Genomic DNA, 22,077 nt, shown 5'->3' on the forward strand with positions numbered 1-22,077 from the left:
TGGAGGCGCATTATAGGGAGTTTCCTGCGGCCCGCAACCCTTAAATGACAGAAAAATGACTGACTGCTGCATTCCACAGCAAAACCCCGCCTTATACCCATTTACACACAGAGTTATCCACAATCGTAAGGAAATTATCTGTAAGCGTCCCTAAAAAGGGAGAGAATCGGTATGAAAACCTCTATATAGAAAGAAATTCACTCTACGCTATATAAAGAAGAAGGACTGACAACTTAAGCGCCATAATCCCTACCACCTTTGAATTACGCACCCCATCAGGCAATAATACCCGCACAAACCGTGATTTCAGGACCGTGATGAGATACTCCCTGCAACGTACTGCTATACGTAAACGCCCGATGAAGCTTGGCACCACCGTGATCCTCATGGTTAGTGCAGTACTCTTCTCCGTGCTGCTTGTCGTTCATCTGATTTATTTCTCGCAGATCAGCAACATGACGCGCGATGCATTAGCGAGTAAAGCGCTTGCGGTCGCGCGAACGCTAGCCAACTCTCCGGAGATCCGCCAGGGACTAATGAAAAAGCCCGAGGAAAGCGGCATTCAGGCGATTGCCCAGGCGGTGAATAAGAGCAACGACTTTTTGTTTATCGTCGTCACTGATATGCAAAGCATTCGTTACTCCCATCCCGAAGCGCAGCGAATCGGTCAGCCATTTAAAGGTGATGACATATTGCTGGCCCTGCAGGGTAAAGAGAATGTCGCCATTAATCGCGGATTCCTGGCTAAAGCTCTACGTGTATTTACTCCTATCTATGACGAACATCACCGGCAGATTGGCGTCGTGTCGATCGGCCTTGAGCTAAGCCGAGTGACTGAGCAGATCAATAACAGCCGCGGCAGCATCATCTGGTCAATCTTATTTGGCGTGCTGGTTGGGCTACTCGGCACATGGGTATTAGTCAAAGTCCTCAAGCGCATTCTGTTTGGCCTGGAGCCTTATGAAATCTCCAATCTGTTCGAACAACGCCAGGCGATGCTGCACTCTATAAAGGAAGGTGTTATTGCCGTTGACGAGTGCGGTGAAGTGACGCTGATTAACCAGGCGGCGCAGGAGCTGCTGGATTATCACAAATCACAAGATGATGCCCAGCTCTCCACACTCAGCCATGCGTGGTCACAGGTGGTCGATTTTTCACAGGTACTACATGACGGTACGCCGCGCCGCGATGAAGAGATCATGGTGAAGGATCGGCTACTCTTAATTAACACGGTCCCGGTACTCAGCAACGGTAAAATCATCGGTGCCATTTCAACCTTCAGAGATAAGACTGAAGTCCGAAAACTAATGCAACGTCTGGATGGTATGGTCAACTATGCCGACGCACTTCGTGAACGATCCCACGAATTCATGAATAAATTGCACGTGATTCTGGGATTATTGCATCTGAAAAGTTATAAGCAGCTTGAAAATTACATCCTGAAGACCGCAAACAATTATCAGGAAGAAATTGGCTCACTGTTAGGAAAAATAAAATCACCGGTGATCGCAGGATTTTTACTCAGTAAGATTAATCGCACATCTGATTTAGGCCATAGTCTGGTCATTAGCAATGAAAGCCAGTTACCGGAAAATAGCAACGAAGATCAGGTGGCGGTACTGATTACCGTTCTGGGGAATCTGATTGAAAACGCCCTGGAGGCGCTAGGTCAAGAACCTGGTGGTGAGATCAGCGTATCCTTGCATTATCGACACGGCTGGTTGCATTGCGAAGTGAATGACGATGGTCCGGGGATTGCCCCCGAAAACATTGAGCACATCTTTGAGAAGGGCGTTTCGTCAAAAGGAACCGAACGGGGCGTTGGTTTAGCGCTTGTTAAACAACAGGTTGAAAACGTTGGCGGTAATATTTCCGTCGAGTCTGAACCTGGGATCTTCACCCAATTTTTTGTACAGTTACCGTGGAATGGTGAGAGGGCCAGCAGATGATCAATGTCTTAATTGTCGATGACGATGCAATGGTAGCGGAATTAAACCGCCGTTATGTCGCGCAACTCTCCGGTTTTCACTGCTGCGGCACAGCCTCCACGCTGGAGAAAGCAAAAGAGATAATCTTTCATAGCGGTCATCATATCGATCTGATTTTGCTAGATATTTATATGCAAAAAGAAAACGGTCTGGACCTGCTACCGGTTCTGCACAGCGAAGGTTGCAAGTGTGATGTCATCGTCATCTCTTCCGCCGCTGATGCCACCACCATCAAAGATTCACTTCACTACGGTGTTGTTGACTACCTGATCAAACCTTTCCAGGCTTCCCGGTTTGAAGAGGCGCTCACCGGCTGGCTGCACAAGAAAAATGAGATGGACAAGCATCAATATTATGAACAGTCTGAGCTTGACCAGCTGATTCACGGCAGCTCTTCCAATGAACAGGAAGCACGGCGCTTACCTAAAGGGTTAACGCCACAAACGTTACGCACGCTGTGTCAGTGGATTGATGAGCACCAGGATCAGGAGTTCTCCACGGATGAGCTGGCCAACGAGGTCAATATCTCGCGCGTCTCTTGCCGTAAATACCTTATCTGGCTCGTCAATTGTCACATCTTATTTACCAGCATCCATTATGGCGTGACCGGCAGACCTGTTTATCGTTATCGCGTGCAGGCTGAACACTACTCATTGCTTAAACAATATTGCCAATAAATACACTTGGGATTATTTGTTATTTGAAAGTAACAATTATTAAAATAATGAAAAATCCCAATTTCACCAGCTGGCACTGTAAAATTATAAATTTGCGTTAGATCAAATATATTTGTATCCGACATGTTAAATGTATTATTTTAATATTGACAACCATCACACTGTTTTTAATTTCAAAATCGCTAACAAAAGTTAATTAAGTATTATCTAACTCGCAGAGTGTGTATTTTTACCCATAAAGGATTAGTCTGAAATTAACCAGACATACAAAATCTAGACTGGTAGCAATGGAGACCATGCTACGTACCATGGACACCGTACATTTTTGTGAGCAAATAAAAGTATCCGCACGCCGACCTCATCACATTATGAGATGGCGTGACCGTGATCACATAAATAATCTACTCACCCATTCTGTCGGTGGTTCACGTAATAGCGGAAAACGCAAAACAGATAAATTACAGCGTCAACCGCAGCTTTCCATGCCCAGCTCTGCTTCCCATCGCCTGAGGATTTTCTCCTCTGATCAAAGCCACAGAAAAAAGCTAAATATTTCCATAAATTTGAAAAAACATTCTAGCCAGAAATTTGAACATTAATCACAAATACGGATATATCGAATACTGACCATTTTTTGATGCCTATTTCGGCAAAAAAGAATGTGGCACCGATCCATTTTTTCAAAAATTGACTGGGTTTTTCGCGAGGGTAAATAAAATGTTATTTAGTATACAACTTCTCATAATATTAATATGTTTGTTTTATGGTGCCAGAAAGGGCGGTATCGCGCTGGGTTTATTAGGCGGTATCGGCCTGGTCATTCTGGTTTTCGTTTTCCATCTCCAGCCGGGTAAACCACCTGTAGATGTCATGCTGGTTATTATTGCCGTGGTGGCCGCATCGGCAACCTTGCAAGCCTCCGGCGGCCTTGACGTTATGCTGCAAATCGCTGAAAAGCTGCTGCGCCGTAACCCAAAATACGTTTCCATCGTCGCACCTTTCGTTACCTGCACCCTGACGATTCTCTGCGGTACAGGGCACGTGGTATACACCATCCTGCCAATCATTTATGACGTTGCCATTAAGAACAATATTCGCCCGGAACGTCCGATGGCGGCGAGTTCTATCGGTGCACAGATGGGGATTATCGCCAGCCCGGTTTCTGTAGCCGTTGTGTCACTGGTGGCAATGCTGGGTAACGTAACGTTTGAAGGCAAGCATCTCGAATTCCTCGACCTGCTCAGCATCACCATCCCGTCTACCCTGTTGGGTATCCTGGCGATCGGTATCTTCAGCTGGTTCCGTGGTAAGGATCTGGATAAAGATGAAGAGTTCCAGAAGTTCATTTCCGTACCTGAAAACCATAACTATGTGTATGGCGATACCGCCACGCTGTTAGACAAAAAGCTGCCGAAAAGCAACTGGCTGGCCATGTGGATCTTCCTGGCCGCTATCGCCGTTGTTGCCGTGCTTGGCGCGTTCTCTGAGCTGCGTCCTACCTTTAGCGGCAAACCGCTGTCAATGGTGCTGGTTATCCAGATGTTCATGCTGCTGACCGGTGCGCTGATTATTATCCTGACGAAGACCAATCCCGCTTCAATATCTAAAAACGAAGTCTTCCGTTCCGGTATGATCGCGATTGTGGCGGTGTACGGTATTGCCTGGATGGCCGAAACAATGTTCGGCGCGCACATGACAGAAATCGAAGGTGTGCTGGGCAATATGGTGAAAGAGTATCCGTGGGCCTACGCAATTGTTCTGCTGCTGGTATCCAAATTTGTAAACTCCCAGGCAGCGGCGCTGGCAGCGATTGTTCCGGTCGCTCTGGCAATCGGGGTTGATCCCGCGTACATCGTGGCTTCTGCTCCGGCATGTTACGGTTACTACATTCTGCCGACCTACCCGAGCGATCTGGCTGCTATCCAGTTTGACCGTTCCGGCACCACCCACATCGGCCGCTTCGTTATCAACCACAGCTTCATTCTGCCTGGCTTGATCGGCGTAAGCGTATCCTGTGTCTTTGGTTGGATCTTCGCCGCAATGTACGGTTTCCTGTAATCACAGTTCGCGTGCCGTCCACGTTGGTACGGCACGCCACCATGAAGACACAGAGAATTTTAAAATTCCTGAGAAAAATGAAAAGGCTGGAAGCAAATGTCAAAAGTTGAATTCACTTACCAGGCGGCTTTCCCACTGGGGGAAGACAAAACTGAGTACTACCTGCTGACATCCGAACACGTCAGCGTCGGCGAGTTTGAAGGCGAAACAATCCTGAAAGTAGCCCCTGAAGCACTTACGCTACTGGCCCAGCAAGCCTTCCACGATGCCTCCTTCATGCTCCGCCCAGAACACCAACAGCAAGTCGCCTCAATTCTCCATGATCCCGAAGCCAGCGAAAACGATAAGTACGTGGCGCTGCAGTTCCTGAGAAACTCCGAAATCGCCGCCAAAGGCGTGTTGCCAACCTGCCAGGACACCGGTACGGCAATCATCATGGGTAAAAAAGGTCAGCGTGTTTGGACCGGCGGCGGCGATGAGGCGGCGCTCTCCAAAGGCGTATTTAATACCTATATCGAAGATAACCTGCGCTACTCGCAAAACGCGGCGCTGGATATGTACAAAGAAGTAAATACCGGCACCAACCTGCCCGCACAGATCGATCTGTACAGCGTGGACGGTGACGAATACAAATTCCTGTGCGTGGCCAAAGGCGGCGGCTCAGCCAACAAAACCTATCTGTATCAGGAAACCAAAGCGCTGCTGACTCCCGGCAAATTGAAAAACTTCCTGGTTGAGAAAATGCGCACGCTGGGTACAGCAGCTTGCCCGCCGTATCACATCGCATTCGTTATTGGCGGTACGTCAGCGGAAAGCACCCTCAAAACGGTGAAGCTGGCCAGCACACACTACTATGACGCGCTGCCGACTGAAGGTAATGCTCACGGCCAGGCGTTCCGCGATCTGCAACTGGAACAAGAACTGCTGGAAGAAGCGCAAAAACTCGGCCTTGGTGCTCAGTTCGGCGGGAAATACTTCGCACATGATATCCGCGTGATCCGCCTGCCTCGCCACGGCGCATCCTGCCCGGTTGGTATGGGCGTTTCTTGCTCCGCAGACCGTAACATCAAGGCCAAGATCAACCGCGAAGGGATCTGGATTGAAAAACTGGAACATAACCCAGGTCAGTACATTCCGGAATCTCTGCGCCAGGCGGGCGAAGGCGAAGTGGTTAAAGTTGACCTTAACCGCCCAATGAAAGAGATCCTCGCCCAGCTCTCTCAGTACCCGGTTTCTACTCGTCTGTCACTGAGCGGTACTATCATTGTTGGTCGTGACATTGCCCACGCGAAGTTAAAAGAACGTATTGAGTCCGGCGAAGGTCTGCCGCAGTACGTGAAAGATCATCCGATCTACTACGCGGGTCCGGCCAAAACACCTGCAGGCTACCCGTCCGGTTCATTAGGTCCAACCACCGCGGGTCGTATGGACTCCTACGTTGACCTGTTGCAGTCTCACGGCGGCAGCATGATCATGCTGGCAAAAGGTAACCGTAGCCAGCAGGTGACTGACGCCTGCCACAAACACGGCGGCTTCTACTTAGGCAGCATCGGTGGACCGGCAGCGGTACTGGCGCAGCAGAGCATTAAGCATCTGGAATGCGTGGAATACCCGGAGCTGGGTATGGAAGCTATCTGGAAAATCGAAGTAGAAGATTTCCCGGCTTTCATTCTGGTCGATGACAAAGGCAACGATTTCTTCCAGCAAATCGTCAGCAAACAATGCGCTAACTGCGCGAAGTAACCCATTCGGCCCGGCACTGGACTGGCACTAAATTTTTGGCGTCAGTCCAGCGATCCCCCCGGGCCAACTTTATCCCCCCATTTACTGGTATTGAATTTTTGCCGTTCACAGGGAATAGTGACCTTTTCCATTACGTGTGAATTCGCAATGCTCCGCACTCTGAACCCCACAATCTTGCGCACCGGCGCATTGATCCTGGCGCTGATTCTTATCTACACCGGTATCTCTGCCTCGGAGAAAATCACCTGGCTGATGGAAGTCACGCCAGTCATTATTGTCGTCCCGCTGTTACTGGCAACCATGAAGCAGTACCCATTGACGCCGCTGCTTTATACGTTGATTTTCTTGCACGCCATCATTCTGATGGTAGGCGGGATGTATACCTACGCCAAAGTCCCCGTCGGTTTTCAGGTTCAGGAATGGCTGGATCTCAGTCGAAACCCCTATGACAAGCTGGGCCACTTCTTCCAGGGGCTGGTACCAGCCCTGACGGCAAGAGAGATTTTAGTGCGCGGCAATATTGTCCGTGGTCGTAAGATGCTGGCATTTTTGGTCTGCTGCGTAGCACTGGCGATTAGCGCAATGTATGAACTCATCGAATGGTGGGCGGCGCTGGCAATGGGACAAGGTGCGGATGACTTCCTTGGCACGCAGGGTGACCCGTGGGATACCCAGTCGGACATGTTCTGCGCCCTGCTCGGTGCGTTAACAACGGTCCTCGCACTGGCGGGCTGGCACAATCGGCAGTTGAAAACGGCCGGAGAGCGCTAACGCTTCTCCGGCAATCTACATTACCTACTGCGATACTTGATAACCAGAATCGGCAAGGCGAACAACAGTGTCAGAAAGTTCGCCATGCTGACGGCAGTATCTTCAATCAATAATCCGTAAATCAGCCACAAAACCAGCCCGCACACAAACATCACATACATCAAACCGGAGATGCCTTGCGTGTTGCGAGTGGTAATAACCTTAATGGCTTGCGGTAAGAAAGAGAGTGTCGTCAGGCTGGCCGCCAAATACCCAATCAACGAATGCCATTCCATCGCTATGCCTTCACATCGCCTGGAGCCACTACCGCAATAGCCGGGATATCCGGTTGCTCATGGTGCTGCGGCACCTTGCGATACTTATCCAGTAAATGGATCTGGATCCTGCGCAGGGTGTCGCCATTCAGTCGATAAAAGCGGAAATACAGGACTAAGGTCACCACAAAAAAGAGTGCGGGTAGCGCTATCATAATAAACTGCATGCCAACGATGGTTTCGGCAGACTGCGCGACATTTGGCGCGTAATTAATCACTCCGAGTATCAACGCGATAAAGAAAGCGGCAAATGCTGACCCACCTTTTACCACCATTGTCTGCACCGAATAAGCGATACTTTCACAACGAACATTAAGTTTGTATTCGCCGTAATCAACGGTATCCGCCACCATAATGACCTGCAACACCCAGAAAAGCGCAGAACCAATATTCAGTAAAACACCCGCTATAACAATCAGTAAGATATTATGGAAATCTGCCAGCGCCATCACCAGTAGTACGCTACAGCTAAGCACCGGCAACACCGATGCCCCAGCCCACAAGATCCGTCGTGACAACGCGTTTACCAGCCGAGGAAAGAAAATCAGCGTCAACAGGTTTGCCGCACCTGCGTAAGACATGTAGTACGGGAAGAGACTTGCATCGCCAATCACGTAGGTAAAATAGTAAATGGCAAAGCCAGCAATGATATTAGATGCAATATTGTAAGCCAGTGCCATACCTAACAGGCAGGATAGCTGGTCATTTTTATAGATGAGCCCAACGATCGCTTTCAATCCAAGACGACTGCTGTCTGCCGTGGCCTCACTGTCTGACGAATAAACCTCATGCACATTCCGTAGCGTCACAACGGTGGAAACGATAAAGAACGCGATGAGAATTAGCGTAAACATCTGAAAACCAAAACCACGATCGGCTCCGCCAACATAGCTCACAAAAGGCAGCGTCACGCCTGCGGTAACAAACCCAGAAAGGCTGGCGAAGAAACGGGGGTACGGCACCAGTTGTTCACGCTCGCGTTTATCCAGCGTAATGGTTGGCACCAGTGACCAGAATGGAATATCCATAATGGTGTAGGTCATTCCCCATAATATATACGTCACGCAAACAAATACGACCTGCGCAGTACCCTCAAAAAGATGTGCGCTAAAAAGCAAAAACAGCACCAATGAGTTCGCCAGCGTACCGAGTAAGATCCAGGGTTTAAATTTTCCCCAGCGCGATCGGGTGGCGTTCACAATCCAGCCCATGATGGGATCGTTTACCGCATCCCAAATCCTTGCCGCCAGGAACAACGTTCCGACCAGCCCCACCGATAATCCCACCACGTCGGTGTAGTAATACATCAGGTACATGTACACAATACCGATGGCGAAATCCTTACCAAACGCTCCAAATCCATAACTGAGTTTTGTTGTCAGAGATATGCTCATAGGGTATCGGGTCGCTGTTACCAGCGCCCGCCTTCTGTAAGAGGAAACGTCAGAGGTTAAACGCCGGATACAATGCCCGGCGTGATTGTGTATTAACGGTGCAGCCAGGCCGGCAGCCAGTCGCCGTGAGACGCGATCAGGTCGTCCACCAGCGCATAAATCTCTTCAATCCCCAGTACCGCGGCGGTATGCGGATCCATCATCGCCGCGTGATAAACGCGATCGCGATTCTCCGTCAGGATGGCTTCCGTTAGCAGGGTCTGAACATTGATATTGGTTTGCATCATGGCCGCCAAATGTGACGGGAGAGTCCCGACTTTCGTTGGCTGAATACCATTTGCATCGACCAGACAAGCGACTTCAACGCAGCAGCCTTGCGGCAGGTTATCGATCAGATTGTCATTGCGAACGTTGCCATACACGACGCTCGGTTCACCGGTCCAGATAGCGTTCATGATAGTGCTGGCATATTCGCGCGACGGTTTAATGTCGATCCGCTCAGCCGTTTTGTACTCTTCCAGCTCTTTTTTCCAGTTCGCCAACTGTTCCACACAACGTTTCGGATATTCATCCAATGGCACCTTATAGCGCTCAATCAGATCTTCACGCCCCGGTTTGATAAACCACGGCGTATATTCGGCGAAGTGCTCCGACGATTCGGTGACGAAATACCCCAGTTTTTTGAACATTTCATAGCGCACAATGTTCTGGCAACGGGTATTTCCGTGAATATTCGGTTTCGGCGCCTGACCGGATTCATAGGCCGCCAGCAGCTCCGGGTAGAGATTCACATAGGCACCGTCCGCCGTTTTGCGCTCCAGCTCCAGATAAAACGCCATATGGTTGATCCCGGCACTGCGATAGCGCAAAGAAGCAGGGTCGATGTTCAGATCGCGGGCCAACTCCTCCGCCGTCCCCTGCACCGAATGACACAACCCAACCTGCTTAATATGCGGATAACGTGCATACATTGCCCAGGTGTTCATTGCCATCGGGTTAACGTAGTTAAGCATTGTGGCCTGCGGACAGACTTCGGTCATATCCTCACAAATCTGCCATAAATGCGGGATGGTGCGCAGCGCGCGCATGATGCCGCCCGGCCCCAGCGTGTCGGCAATCGTCTGCTCCAGGCCATGGCGTTTACACACCGTAAAATCGGTGACGGTACAAGGTTCATAGCCGCCGATCTGGAAAGCGACCACCACAAAATCAGCATCCTGTAATGCTGCTTTTTGATCGGTATAGCAGGTGATTCGTCCAGACGCGCCCGCAGAATCCATCAACTTGCGCACAACAACGTGTGATTCTTCCAGACGCGTAGGATCGAGATCCATCAAGGCGATATGCGCAGATTTAAGCGCATCGCGGTGAAAGACGTCCCCAAGAATATTTTTGACGAAAATCGTGGAACCGGCGCCGATAAAGGTAATTTTGGGTGCAGACATCATGACTCTCCAGAACATTAGTGAACACAGTCATGGTGGCACAGCGCATAGATGAAAACCTCCGACTTCCCTGCTGAGCATTCCCATAAACTCAGATCATCACTCTGCGCCCTATTGGATCTGAGTTTATGGGACAAAATTACCCAAAAAGCAGAGTATGCGGCCGCAAAATGTCGCTATGCTCAATGGTAACGGTCCAATTTGTGTCCTGATTCTCAGCCTTAATACGTGTTAAATGACATGATTCTGATAATTCAGGAAATGGAGCAACCATGAGTACATTACCGACATCGCCTCTCCCTCCCGATCCGCACATGTGCAGTAGCGATGAAGAACAAACCCGCAGCCCGCTATCGCTGTACTCAGAATATCAACGGATGGATATAGAGTTGCGCTCACCGCATGCTATGCCTGCCAGCCACTGGCATGGGCAGGTGGAGATCAATGTTCCGTTTGATGGTGACGTCGAGTACCTTATCAACAACGAAGTCGTGCAGATAAAACAGGGACACATCACGCTATTCTGGGCCTGTACACCGCATCAGCTCACGCGTCCGGGCAGCTGCCAAAGTATGGCTATCTTCAATTTACCGATGCACCTTTTCCTCTCCTGGCCGCTGGATCGCGAGCTGATCAACCATGTTACCCATGGAATGGTCATCAAATCGCTGGCGTCGCAGCAGTTGAGCACCTTTGAGGTTCAGCGCTGGCAACAGGAACTGAGCAACCCGAACGAACAAATTCGCCAGCTCGCCATTGATGAAATTGGTCTGATGCTCAAGCGGTTTAGCCTTTCCGGCTGGCAGCCTATCCTGGTCAATAAAACCTCGCGGACCCACAAAAACAGCGTGTCGCGGCACGCCCAATTTTACGTCAGCCAAATGCTGAGCTTTATTGCCGACAACTACGATCAGGCGCTCACCATCAACGACGTCGCGGAACACGTGAAGCTCAACGCCAACTACGCGATGGGGATATTCCAACGCGTAATGCAACTCACCCTGAAGCAGTACATCACGGCAATGCGGATCAATCACGTCCGCGCATTGCTTAGCGATACCGATAAAACCATTCTCGACGTTGCGTTGACTGCCGGATTCCGATCCAGCAGCCGTTTTTATGACACCTTCAGCAAGTTTGTCGGCATGTCGCCGCAGCAGTACCGCAAACTAAGCCAGCAGCATCGGCAAACAATCGCTGGTTGATATCATTCGGCAATATCAGTATCAGCCAAAAAAATATTCCCCCTGTCGATAAACGGCGGTGAAAAACCGCCAACAAGCAAACATAACCTACTGTTTAAAAACAAATTAAACACAAATCAGACTATTTTTCACCCGCTTTACAGCCCATTTTGACAGGATAATACTTGCCTGCGTCACATTCATACGGTGTGTCTGCAATTCATAGATTGCAACCTTTCCACAACCGGGTAAAAGATGATGAAAGTATTAATTGTTGAAAGTGAGTTTCTGCATCAGGACACCTGGGTCGGTAGCGCTGTCGAACGTCTGGCTGACGCATTAAGCCGCCAAAATGTTACCGTCATTAAGTCCACCTCATTCGACGATGGTTACGCAATCCTCGCCGCCAATGAAGCCATTGATTGTCTGATGTTCAGCTATCAAATGGAACAACAAGACGAGCACCTCAACGTCAGGCAATTGATCGGCAAGCTCCACGAGCGCCAGCAAAACGTACCTGTTTTCCTGCTGGGCGATCGCGAAAAAGCCACCGCATCGCTGGATCGCGACCTGCTGGAGCTTGTCGATGAATTCGCCTGGATTCTGGAAGATACCGCAGACTTTATCGCCGGTCGCGCCGTTGCGGCGATGACCCGCTACCGCCAACAACTTCTGCCACCGCTGTTCAGCGCGCTGATGAAGTACGGCGACATCCATGAATACTCCTGGGCAGCACCGGGTCACCAGGGCGGCGTCGGATTCACCAAAACGCCAGCCGGTCGTTTCTATCATGATTACTACGGTGAAAACTTATTCCGTAGCGATATGGGTATTGAACGTGCATCGCTCGGCTCGCTGCTGGATCATACCGGCGCGTTTGGCGAGAGCGAAAAATATGCCGCCCGCGTGTTTGGCGCTGACCGCTCCTGGTCCGTGGTGGTCGGGACTTCCGGCTCTAACCGCACCATCATGCAGGCTTGTATGACCGACAACGACGTCGTGGTGCTGGATCGTAACTGCCATAAATCCATCGAGCAGGGGCTTATCCTCACCGGGGCAAAACCGGTGTACATGGTGCCAAGCCGCAACCGGTACGGCATTATCGGGCCTATCTACCCGCAGGAAATGCAGCCTGAAACATTGCAGAAAAAGATCAGCGAAAGCCCGCTGACCAAAGGTAAAGCCGGGCAAAAACCGTCTTACAGCGTTGTGACCAACTGTACCTACGACGGTGTTTGCTACAACGCCAAAGAGGCCCAGGACCTGCTCGCGCAAACCAGCGATCGCATCCACTTCGATGAGGCCTGGTACGGCTATGCTCGCTTCAACCCAATTTACGCCGATCACTACGCCATGCGTGGCGCGCCGGGCGATCATAACGGTCCTACCGTTTTTGCCACCCACTCGACCCACAAACTGCTGAATGCGCTTTCTCAGGCATCTTACATTCACGTTCGTGAAGGTCGTGGGGCCGTGAACTTTTCCCGCTTTAACCAGGCGTACATGATGCACGCCACTACCTCTCCGCTGTATGCCATCTGCGCCTCAAACGACGTGGCGGTCTCCATGATGGACGGTAACAGCGGCCTGTCGCTCACCCAGGAAGTGATCGACGAAGCGGTCGATTTCCGTCAGGCCATGGCGCGGTTGTACAAAGAATTCACCGCCGAAGGCGACTGGTTCTTCAAACCGTGGAACAAAGAGATTGTGACCGATCCGCAGACCGGCAAAACCTATGACTTTGCCGATGCGCCAACTCAACTCCTGACCACCGACCAGAACTGCTGGGTAATGCGCCCGGGTGAATCCTGGCACGGATTTAAAGACCTGCCGGATAACTGGAGCATGCTGGACCCGATCAAAGTCAGCATTCTGGCTCCGGGGATGGGCGACGATGGTGAACTGGAAGAGAACGGCGTACCGGCTGCACTGGTCACCGCCTGGCTTGGCCGCCACGGCATCGTGCCGACCCGTACCACCGATTTCCAGATTATGTTCCTGTTCTCCATGGGGATTACCCGCGGGAAATGGGGCACACTGATCAACACGTTGTGCTCTTTCAAACACCATTACGATGCCAATACCCCGCTGGCACAGGTGATGCCAGAACTGGTTGAGGAACATCCAGACACTTACGCCAACATGGGCATTCACGATCTGGGCGACACCATGTTCGCCTGGCTGAAAGAGAACAACCCTGGCGCACGTCTTAACGCGGCCTACTCCGGCCTGCCTGTTGCTGAAATCACCCCGCGTGAAGCCTATAACGCGATAGTCAGCGATAACGTTGAGATGGTGGCCATTGAAAATCTGCCGGGTCGTATAGCCGCGAATTCCGTTATTCCTTACCCACCAGGAATTCCGATGCTGCTGTCCGGGGAAAACTTTGGCGACGCCAATAGCCCGCAGATTAGTTATCTACGTTCGTTGCAGTCCTGGGACCACCACTTCCCTGGATTTGAACATGAAACCGAAGGAACGGAAATTATTGACGGTGTGTACCACGTTATGTGCGTGAAAGCATAATGTCGTTTTATAGATAGTCCGATGTTTAAGGTAGACATGTCATGCTTGAGTAATTCCTGAGTATTGCTGCAAAACAATAACATTGTCATACCTTTTTGCGCGGGACCACCCCGCGCTTTTTTTATACGCAAATAGCGCCTTTCCACTTGCGTACAAAAATGTGTACATAAGAAAAATCCCGCCAAACATTGTAATTAATTTCAGACACGTTATTTTATTGCAGTCCTGGTTTCATCATACAATTTCAATTTAGCCGATTTGGCTCATCTGATGTTGAGCTACGGTGTTTTATGTTCATATTCCTGGAGTTGGGTATGAGGCTTTGCAGCAAAGAAGCTTGTGTTGTTGTATTAACGGAGAAGGATGTTTGGTTAAGGATTAACGGTAAAGAAGCCATCAGTTTAAAAGCTAATCATATGGCGCTGGTGGCATGCGATAATAATATTATCGATTTCTCATCACTTAATAACGCATTGGTCGTACATATCAGCCGCGATATCATTAAAGATTATCTGCGCTTTTTAAATAAAGACCTTTCACAGATCCCACTCTGGCAACGCAGTGCCAGCCCAGTGATGACCGCCGCGTGTCTGACGCCGGATGTCTTCAGGGTGGCAGCCCAACACAGCGTAATGGACACAGTGAACGAAGCTGAAAGAGAGCGTACGCGCTCGCTACTGTTCACGGTGTTATCACGCTTTCTCGACAGCAAAAAGTTTATTTCTTTGCTCATGTATATGCTGCGCAACTGTATCAGCGATAGCGTTTATCACATTATTGAGAGCGATATACATAAAGACTGGAATTTAAGCATGGTTGCCAGTTGCTTATGCCTGAGTCCCAGTTTGTTAAAGAAAAAGCTCAAAAGTGAAAATACAAGTTACAGCCAAATAATTACCACATGTCGCATGCGATATGCCGTCAATCAATTACTGATGGACGGCAAAAACATTTCTCAGGTCTCTCAACTGTGTGGATATAACAGTACCTCATACTTTATCTCCGTATTCAAAGAGTTCTATGGGATGACGCCTCTGCATTATGTGAGTCAACATAGGGAGCCATCCGCCGCCTGATTTTTAATCAGTTAGCGATAAGCCATAATAATATCAGCATTAGCGATACCCCAGCTCCGTCATCATTAAATAGACTTTTGACGAGGTATGATAAGGCGTCATTTATCCTTATCAGGAGTTAAAAAATATGTCGACGGATGCTGATGCTCACAAAGTGGGCTTAATCCCCGTCACCCTTATGGTGTCGGGGAATATTATGGGTTCCGGTGTATTCCTGCTACCCGCAAACCTTGCGTCAACTGGCGGGATTGCAATCTACGGATGGTTGGTCACGATTATCGGTGCTCTGGCACTGTCGATGGTGTACGCCAAAATGTCGTCCTTAGACTCCAGTCCCGGTGGTTCTTATGCTTACGCCCGCCGCTGCTTCGGTCCTTTTTTGGGCTACCAGACCAACGTGCTGTACTGGCTGGCCTGCTGGATTGGTAACATCGCCATGGTGGTCATTGGCGTCGGTTACCTGAGCTACTTCTTCCCCATCTTAAAAGATCCGCTGGTCCTGACGCTGACCTGCGTCGTAGTGCTGTGGATCTTCGTATTACTGAACATTGTCGGACCGAAAATGATCACCCGCGTGCAGGCCGTCGCAACGGTACTGGCACTGGTGCCAATTGTCGGGATTGCCGTCTTCGGCTGGTTCTGGTTCCGCGGTGAAACCTATATGGCAGCCTGGAACGTCAGCGGGATGAACACCTTCGGCGCGATTCAAAGCACTCTGAACGTCACCTTGTGGTCATTTATCGGGGTGGAAAGCGCCTCCGTTGCGGCTGGCGTGGTTAAAAATCCCAAACGTAACGTACCTATCGCTACCATGGGCGGCGTGCTGATTGCCGCTGTTTGCTACGTGCTCTCCACCACCGCAATCATGGGTATGATCCCTAACGCGGCGCTGCGTGTATCAGCCTCCCCGTTCGGTGATGCCGCACGTATGGCGCTGGGTGACACCGCTGGGGCGATAGTTTCCTTCTGTGCTGCTGCCGGGTGTCTTGGTTCTCTGGGCGGCTGGACGCTGCTTGCCGGGCAAACCGCCAAAGCCGCAGCCGATGACGGCCTGTTCCCACCGATTTTTGCCCGCGTGAACAAAGCCGGTACGCCAGTGGCCGGGTTAATTATCGTCGGCATCCTGATGACCATCTTCCAGTTCAGCAGCATGTCGCCGAACGCAGCAAAAGAGTTTGGTCTGGTCTCTTCGGTTTCCGTTATCTTCACCCTGGTGCCGTATCTGTACACCTGCGCCGCGCTGCTGCTGCTCGGCCATGGCCACTTTGGTAAAGCACGCCCGATGTACTTACTGGTGACCTTTATCGCCTTTGTCTACTGCATCTGGGCGGTTGTCGGTTCCGGCGCCAAAGAAGTGATGTGGTCGTTCGTCACGCTGATGATCATCACTGCGCTGTACGCACTGAACTACAACCGGATCCATAAAAACCCGTATCCACTGGATGCCCCGGTAAACAATAACTAACTTAAGCAATCGTCATTGCCCGATGGCGTCAGTTCATCGGGCCTCCGCTGCCTCGCTGATATTCGAAAAATCAACATTAAGAACTTAAGGTTGGCTTAATTTTACTTTGAGAGGATTTGCGCCACATAGTCGATGGAACCCCCTTAATGTTAAAGCTCTTGTTTAAAAGGCCCACTCTCGGGCTAATCAGCTGGCTTCTGCTGATCTCATTTTATCTTGCGACTTTCCTGAACATTGCGTTCTATAAACAAGTGCTGCAAGACCTGCCTCTGGACTCTGTGCGTAACGTGCTGGTGTTTTTATCAATGCCAGTCGTCGCGTTCAGCGTCATGAACATCGTGCTGACGCTGGCCTCATTCCTGTGGCTTAATCGCCTGGTGGCGTGCATTTTCATTCTGGTTGGTGCATCGGCCCAATATTTCATCATGACCTACGGCATCATCATCGACCGCTCGATGATCGCCAATATGATGGACACTACGCCCGCCGAAACCTTTGCTTTGCTGACGCCGCAAATGCTCATCACACTCGGGGTGAGCGGCATTCTGGCAGCGCTCATTGCCTGCTGGGTAAAAATTAAACCGATCACGCCAGTTATGCGCAGCGTACTGTTTCGTGGCGCGAACATTCTGATCTCCGCCCTGCTGATCGTGCTGGTCGCTGCGTTCTTCTATAAAGATTACGCCTCACTGTTTCGCAACAACAAAGAACTGGTGAAATCCCTCAGTCCATCCAACAGCATTGTGGCGACGTCATCTTGGTATTCACACCAGCGACTGGCCCACCTGCCGCTGGTGCGCATTGGCGAGGATGCACATCGCAATCCGTTGATGGTGAAAGAAAAGCGTAAGAACCTGACGATTGTGGTTCTCGGCGAGACCTCGCGCGGCGATAACTTCTCGCTGTCAGGCTACTCGCGCCAGACCAACCCGCTGCTGGAAAAAGATGATGTGGTCTATTTCCCCCGCACCACATCCTGCGGAACGGCAACGGCAGTATCAGTACCCTGCATGTTCTCGGATATGCCACGCGCGCACTACGACGAAGAACTGGCACAGCATCAGGAAGGCGTACTCGACATCATTCAGCGGGCGGGAATTAACGTTCTGTGGAACGATAACGACGGCGGCTGCAAAGGGGCTTGCGACCGGGTTCCACACCAGAATATGACTAAGCTGAACCTGCCAGGGCAGTGTATTGACGGTGAATGCTACGATGAAGTCCTGTTCCACGGGCTGGAAGAGTACATTAATAACCTGCAAGGCGACGGGGTGATTGTGCTGCACACCATCGGCAGCCACGGTCCGACCTATTACAACCGCTATCCTGCGCAGTTTAAGAAATTTACGCCAACCTGCGATACCAACGAAATCCAGACCTGTTCGCAGCAACAGTTGGTCAATACTTACGACAACACCATTCTTTACGTTGACTATATTGTTGATAAAGCGATCAATATACTGAAAGAACACCAGGATAATTTCACCACCAGCCTGGTCTATCTTTCCGATCACGGCGAATCCTTAGGGGAAAATGGCGTCTATTTGCACGGCCTGCCGTATTCGATTGCACCAGATACGCAAAAACATGTGCCGATGCTGCTGTGGCTCTCCGAGGATTATCAGCAACGCTATCAGGTCTCTCAGACATGTTTGCAAAAACGGGCAAGCTCAGAAGACTTCTCGCAGGATAATCTCTTCTCAACTCTGCTGGGATTAACGGGCGTGCAAACACAGAAATATCAGGCGGCAGATGATATTCTGCAACCCTGCCGGGGAGGCTAAACGAATGAAAATTCTGATTGTTGAAGACGACACGTTGTTACTACAGGGACTGATACTCGCTGCACAAACAGAAGGCTACGCCTGTGATGGCGTGTCAACCGCCCGTGCAGCCGAGCAGTGTCTGGAGACCGGACATTACAGTCTGGTTGTTCTGGACCTGGGCTTGCCGGATGAAGACGGTTTGCACTTCCTGACCCGCATCAGACAGAAGAAATACTCTCTCCCCGTGCTGATCCTCACCGCCCGTGACACGCTCAAAGACCGGGTCAGCGGGCTGGACGTGGGTGCCGATGACTATCTGGTCAAACCGTTCGCACTGGAAGAACTGCACGCCCGCATCCGGGCACTTCTGCGTCGCCACAACAATCAGGGTGAAAGTGAATTAATTGTCAGCAATCTGACGCTGAATATCGGTCGTCGCCAGGTGTGGATGGACGGACAAGAGGTTATCTTAACGCCGAAAGAATACGCGCTCCTGTCACGCCTGATGCTCAAAGCGGGCAGCCCGGTACACCGGGAAATTTTGTATAACGACATCTACAGCTGGGATAACGAACCGTCTACCAACACGCTGGAAGTGCACATTCACAATCTGCGCGATAAAGTGGGGAAATCACGTATCCGCACGGTCAGGGGATTTGGCTATATGCTGGTCGCCACTGAGGAAAGCTAAGTGAAGCTGCTGCAATATCTAAAACGACCTCTCCCTCTTCGCCAACGGTTAATACTGACGATCGGTCTAATTCTGCTGGTCTTTCAGTTGATTAGCACCTTCTGGTTGTGGCACGAAAGTACCGAACAAATACAGTTATTCGAACAGGCGCTGCGCGATAACCGTAACAACGATCGCCACATCATGCATGAGATCCGCGAGGCTATCGCCAGCCTGATCGTCCCCGGCATCTTTATGGTCAGCCTGACGCTGCTAATTTGCTACCAGGCGGTGCGACGTATTACCCGTCCCCTTGCCGATCTGCAAAAAGAGTTAGAAGCGCGAGCAGCTGATAACCTGGCCCCGATTGAAATTCACAGCTCAACCGTTGAGATCCAGGCCGTTGTCTCAGCGCTCAATGACCTGGTAACGCGGCTGACCAGCACTATTGAAAACGAACGTTTATTTACCGCCGATGTCGCCCACGAACTGCGCACACCGCTGTCAGGCGTTCGCCTGCATCTGGAATTATTATCCAAAACCCATAAGGTCGACGTTACGCCGTTGATTGCCCGCCTTGACCAAATGATGGACAGCGTATCGCAGCTGCTGCAACTCGCCCGCGTCGGACAGTCGTTTTCGGCCGGGAACTACCAGCATGTCAAACTGCTGGAGGACGTTATTCTGCCCTCCTACGATGAACTCAGCACCATGCTGGACCAACGTAAACAGACGCTGCTCCTGCCACAAAGCGCGGCGGACGTTGTCGTGCGTGGCGATGCTACGCTGTTGCGGATGCTGCTACGAAATCTGGTGGAAAACGCGCATCGTTATAGCCCGGAAGGCACCCATATTACGATTAGCCTGAACACTGAGCATGATGCCGTCCTGGCCGTCGAAGATGAAGGGCCGGGCATTGATGAAAGTAAATGCGGGGAGTTAAGTAAAGCATTCGTCCGAATGGACAGCCGTTTTGGTGGGATTGGGCTGGGGCTGAGTATTGTCAGTCGTATCACCCAGTTACATCAGGGTCATTTCTATCTGCAAAATCGCCAGGGAGCCAGCGGCACTCGCGCATGGGTGGAATTGGCGAAAAATCAGTAAGAGCTCACCCACACATACAAAAAGCTGCTGACGATCAGCACGCTGCACACGGTGGTCAAACTTTCATAAATACGGGTTTTCATGACACTCTCCTCCGAAACTATGGAGGAGAGTTTGCCTGACACAGATTAAGCCAACCTTAAGTTGATATCATAAGACACCTTATCCGGCCTACTGAGTACAATGCTGCCCGTAGGCCTGATAAACGTAGTGCCATCAGGCAATAACACCGTTACTCTTCAATACGCGGATGCTGCTGCACCAGACGCGTGCGCTTAACCTGTAGCTCAGCAATTTCCTGATCGATATCTTCGATTTTCTGTTCAATGTTATCGTAGTGTTCGCCGAGGATCTCTTTCGCTTCCTGAATATCCGAAGCAGCAGGTGTCGCGCCTTTCAGCGGCTGATTAGCCGTTTCTTTCATGGTCACGCCGGTAATCAAACCTACTACCGCAATCACCATCAGATAATAAGCAGGCATCATCAGATTCTGCGAGCTTTCCACCAGCCATGCGGCCAATGTCGGAGTCAGACCGGCGATTAATACCGAGATATTAAACGCGGCGGCCAGCGCACTGTAGCGAATATGCGTCGGGAACATCGCCGGTAACGTTGACGCCATCACCCCGGTAAAGCAGTTGAGGATCACCGCCAACATCAGCAACCCGGCGAAAATCAGGCCGATAACATTACTGTTAATCAGAATAAATGCCGGAATCGCCAGCACAAACAGCGCAATACTGCCCATGATCACAAACGGACGACGCCCGAAACGGTCGCTGAGCAAACCCATAATCGGCTGCACAAACAGCATACCAATCATGATGGCGATAATAATCAACACGCCGTGGTCTTCAGAGTAATGCAGGTTATGCGACAGATAGCTCGGCATATAGGTGAGCAGCATGTAGTAGGTGACGTTGGTGGCAATCACCAGACCAACACATGCCAACAGGCTGCGCCAGTGCTTAGTCGCAATCTCTTTAAACGAGACCTTAGGACCTTCCTGCAGACCCTGACGATCGCCCTGCTCCAGTTTATCCACGTGCTGCTGGAACGCCGGCGTCTCTTCCAGCGCATGGCGCAGGTACAGACCAATCAGGCCTAACGGTAGAGCCAGGAAGAACGGAATACGCCAGCCCCACTCAAGGAAGTTATCCTCGCCGACGATAGTTGAGATCAGGACCACCACGCCCGCGCCCAGCACAAACCCGGCAATCGAGCCGAAGTCCAGCCAACTGCCCATAAATCCGCGCTTACGGTCTGGCGAGTACTCTGCGACAAAAATCGATGCCCCGGTATACTCTCCGCCGACCGAGAACCCCTGCGCCATCTTACATAGCAACAGCAGAATCGGTGCCCAGATACCAATTGAGGCATACGAGGGAATAAGACCGATACAGAAGGTACTGATCGACATAATCACGATGGTGATAGCGAGTATCTTCTGACGACCGTATTTATCGCCGAGCATACCGAAGAACAATCCGCCAAGCGGTCGAATCAGAAAGGGAACAGAGAAGGTGGCGAGTGCAGCAACCATCTGCACGCTGGGGTCAGCCCCCGGGAAGAACACTTTACCTAATGCGTAAGCAACAAATCCATAAACACCAAAATCGAACCACTCCATCGCATTACCTAACGACGCTGCGGTAATAGCTTTTCGCAATTTACCGTCATCAATGATGGTAACGTCGCGCAGCGTTATCGGTTTTATTTTTTTCCTTTTTAGCATACTCGTCCTCATAGACTTAGCCCTGTCACGCTCCAGTTCGAGTCCCCTAACGCCCATGCGTCAGGGTCATCATCGAGCGGGGAATGCACAGGCGCATTCCCTGTAACAAGCGTAGCAGGTTTACTTACACTGACGAGAAACGCACAGTACAACCGAACCTG

At 50.8% G+C, this 22,077-nt stretch carries 17 protein-coding genes; 12 read left to right on the forward strand and 5 right to left on the reverse strand.

The features are described 5' to 3' along the window. Window positions 1-317: 317 nt before the first annotated feature. The 5 genes from OGY04_RS09400 (at window position 318) to OGY04_RS09420 (ending at window position 7,237) form a co-directional block, all read left to right on the forward strand. Complete coding sequence (locus tag OGY04_RS09400; protein WP_191226516.1) at window positions 318-1,949, forward strand: sensor histidine kinase; 1,632 nt, start codon at window positions 318-320, stop codon at window positions 1,947-1,949. After that, the gene (dcuR, locus tag OGY04_RS09405) at window positions 1,946-2,665 is read left to right on the forward strand and encodes a two-component system response regulator DcuR (protein WP_008786975.1); all 720 of its coding nucleotides are present in this window, start codon (window positions 1,946-1,948) and stop codon (window positions 2,663-2,665) included. Before OGY04_RS09400 ends, dcuR begins: the two co-directional genes overlap by 4 nt. Before the next feature lie 717 nt (window positions 2,666-3,382). Next, window positions 3,383-4,723: an anaerobic C4-dicarboxylate transporter DcuB gene (gene dcuB, locus OGY04_RS09410; protein WP_003031873.1), complete on the forward strand. Its 1,341-nt coding sequence runs from the start codon at window positions 3,383-3,385 to the stop codon at window positions 4,721-4,723. Between the two features lie 96 nt (window positions 4,724-4,819). Continuing rightward, the gene (gene fumA / locus OGY04_RS09415) at window positions 4,820-6,466 is read left to right on the forward strand and encodes a class I fumarate hydratase FumA (RefSeq protein WP_057068411.1); all 1,647 of its coding nucleotides are present in this window, start codon (window positions 4,820-4,822) and stop codon (window positions 6,464-6,466) included. A gap of 147 nt (window positions 6,467-6,613) precedes the next feature. After that, window positions 6,614-7,237 carry a DUF2238 domain-containing protein gene (locus tag OGY04_RS09420; protein ID WP_032941584.1) on the forward strand — a complete coding sequence of 208 codons (624 nt, stop codon included), beginning with the start codon at window positions 6,614-6,616 and terminating at the stop codon, window positions 7,235-7,237. A gap of 20 nt (window positions 7,238-7,257) precedes the next feature. On the opposite strand, the gene OGY04_RS09425 is transcribed toward OGY04_RS09420, so the two are convergent. From OGY04_RS09425 to melA, 3 genes are all read right to left on the reverse strand, one after another. After that, window positions 7,258-7,512: a SemiSWEET transporter gene (locus OGY04_RS09425; protein ID WP_032942140.1), complete on the reverse strand. Its 255-nt coding sequence runs from the start codon at window positions 7,510-7,512 to the stop codon at window positions 7,258-7,260. A gap of 2 nt (window positions 7,513-7,514) precedes the next feature. Then, on the reverse strand, window positions 7,515-8,945 hold the full coding sequence (gene melB, locus OGY04_RS09430) for a melibiose:sodium transporter MelB (RefSeq protein WP_032942138.1): 1,431 nt from the start codon (window positions 8,943-8,945) through the stop codon (window positions 7,515-7,517). 92 nt (window positions 8,946-9,037) lie between these two features. Beyond that, on the reverse strand, window positions 9,038-10,393 hold the full coding sequence (gene melA / locus OGY04_RS09435) for an alpha-galactosidase (RefSeq protein WP_008786970.1): 1,356 nt from the start codon (window positions 10,391-10,393) through the stop codon (window positions 9,038-9,040). Between the two features lie 269 nt (window positions 10,394-10,662). Here melA and melR point away from each other — a divergent pair, with 269 nt between their 5' ends. The 7 genes from melR to pmrB all read left to right on the forward strand — a co-directional run bounded on the left by melR (window position 10,663) and on the right by pmrB (window position 20,181). After that, window positions 10,663-11,595 carry a transcriptional regulator MelR gene (melR, locus tag OGY04_RS09440; RefSeq protein WP_003826756.1) on the forward strand — a complete coding sequence of 311 codons (933 nt, stop codon included), beginning with the start codon at window positions 10,663-10,665 and terminating at the stop codon, window positions 11,593-11,595. A gap of 237 nt (window positions 11,596-11,832) precedes the next feature. Then, complete coding sequence (gene adiA, locus OGY04_RS09445) at window positions 11,833-14,100, forward strand: arginine decarboxylase (protein ID WP_003826754.1); 2,268 nt, start codon at window positions 11,833-11,835, stop codon at window positions 14,098-14,100. 314 nt (window positions 14,101-14,414) lie between these two features. After that, window positions 14,415-15,176 carry an AraC family transcriptional regulator gene (locus tag OGY04_RS09450; protein WP_008786968.1) on the forward strand — a complete coding sequence of 254 codons (762 nt, stop codon included), beginning with the start codon at window positions 14,415-14,417 and terminating at the stop codon, window positions 15,174-15,176. A 127-nt stretch (window positions 15,177-15,303) separates the two neighbouring features. After that, window positions 15,304-16,641, forward strand: a complete 1,338-nt coding sequence (adiC, locus tag OGY04_RS09455; RefSeq protein ID WP_003031853.1) for an arginine/agmatine antiporter — start codon at window positions 15,304-15,306, stop codon at window positions 16,639-16,641. A gap of 146 nt (window positions 16,642-16,787) precedes the next feature. Next, window positions 16,788-18,425 carry a phosphoethanolamine transferase EptA gene (gene eptA, locus OGY04_RS09460; RefSeq protein ID WP_048215101.1) on the forward strand — a complete coding sequence of 546 codons (1,638 nt, stop codon included), beginning with the start codon at window positions 16,788-16,790 and terminating at the stop codon, window positions 18,423-18,425. 4 nt (window positions 18,426-18,429) lie between these two features. Then, entirely contained in the window at window positions 18,430-19,098 is a 669-nt protein-coding gene (pmrA, locus tag OGY04_RS09465; RefSeq protein ID WP_008786966.1) for a two-component system response regulator PmrA, read from the forward strand. Continuing rightward, on the forward strand, window positions 19,099-20,181 hold the full coding sequence (gene pmrB / locus OGY04_RS09470) for a two-component system sensor histidine kinase PmrB (RefSeq protein ID WP_153753880.1): 1,083 nt from the start codon (window positions 19,099-19,101) through the stop codon (window positions 20,179-20,181). Here pmrB and pmrR read toward each other — a convergent pair. Both pmrR and proP read right to left on the reverse strand, forming a co-directional pair. Next, entirely contained in the window at window positions 20,175-20,264 is a 90-nt protein-coding gene (gene pmrR / locus OGY04_RS09475) for an LpxT activity modulator PmrR (RefSeq protein WP_003826741.1), read from the reverse strand. The two genes, pmrB and pmrR, sit on opposite strands and share 7 nt — an antisense overlap. A 149-nt stretch (window positions 20,265-20,413) precedes the next feature. Further along, window positions 20,414-21,916: a glycine betaine/L-proline transporter ProP gene (gene proP, locus OGY04_RS09480; protein WP_003826737.1), complete on the reverse strand. Its 1,503-nt coding sequence runs from the start codon at window positions 21,914-21,916 to the stop codon at window positions 20,414-20,416. Window positions 21,917-22,077: the final 161 nt, after the last annotated feature.

This window comes from Citrobacter sp. Cpo091 (genome assembly GCF_030332645.1).
Taxonomy (GTDB): domain Bacteria; phylum Pseudomonadota; class Gammaproteobacteria; order Enterobacterales; family Enterobacteriaceae; genus Citrobacter; species Citrobacter portucalensis.

Bases quoted from the DNA above. Each gene is read 5' to 3' on its own strand.
- OGY04_RS09400 (WP_191226516.1), top strand. From the start codon at position 318: ATGAGATACTCCCTGCAACGTACTGCTATACGTAAACGCCCGATGAAG.
- dcuR (WP_008786975.1), top strand. From the start codon at position 1,946: ATGATCAATGTCTTAATTGTCGATGACGATGCAATGGTAGCGGAATTA.
- dcuB (WP_003031873.1), top strand. From the start codon at position 3,383: ATGTTATTTAGTATACAACTTCTCATAATATTAATATGTTTGTTTTAT.
- fumA (WP_057068411.1), top strand. From the start codon at position 4,820: ATGTCAAAAGTTGAATTCACTTACCAGGCGGCTTTCCCACTGGGGGAA.
- OGY04_RS09420 (WP_032941584.1), top strand. From the start codon at position 6,614: ATGCTCCGCACTCTGAACCCCACAATCTTGCGCACCGGCGCATTGATC.
- OGY04_RS09425 (WP_032942140.1), bottom strand. From the start codon at position 7,512: ATGGAATGGCATTCGTTGATTGGGTATTTGGCGGCCAGCCTGACGACA.
- melB (WP_032942138.1), bottom strand. From the start codon at position 8,945: ATGAGCATATCTCTGACAACAAAACTCAGTTATGGATTTGGAGCGTTT.
- melA (WP_008786970.1), bottom strand. From the start codon at position 10,393: ATGATGTCTGCACCCAAAATTACCTTTATCGGCGCCGGTTCCACGATT.
- melR (WP_003826756.1), top strand. From the start codon at position 10,663: ATGAGTACATTACCGACATCGCCTCTCCCTCCCGATCCGCACATGTGC.
- adiA (WP_003826754.1), top strand. From the start codon at position 11,833: ATGAAAGTATTAATTGTTGAAAGTGAGTTTCTGCATCAGGACACCTGG.
- OGY04_RS09450 (WP_008786968.1), top strand. From the start codon at position 14,415: ATGAGGCTTTGCAGCAAAGAAGCTTGTGTTGTTGTATTAACGGAGAAG.
- adiC (WP_003031853.1), top strand. From the start codon at position 15,304: ATGTCGACGGATGCTGATGCTCACAAAGTGGGCTTAATCCCCGTCACC.
- eptA (WP_048215101.1), top strand. From the start codon at position 16,788: ATGTTAAAGCTCTTGTTTAAAAGGCCCACTCTCGGGCTAATCAGCTGG.
- pmrA (WP_008786966.1), top strand. From the start codon at position 18,430: ATGAAAATTCTGATTGTTGAAGACGACACGTTGTTACTACAGGGACTG.
- pmrR (WP_003826741.1), bottom strand. From the start codon at position 20,264: ATGAAAACCCGTATTTATGAAAGTTTGACCACCGTGTGCAGCGTGCTG.
- proP (WP_003826737.1), bottom strand. From the start codon at position 21,916: ATGCTAAAAAGGAAAAAAATAAAACCGATAACGCTGCGCGACGTTACC.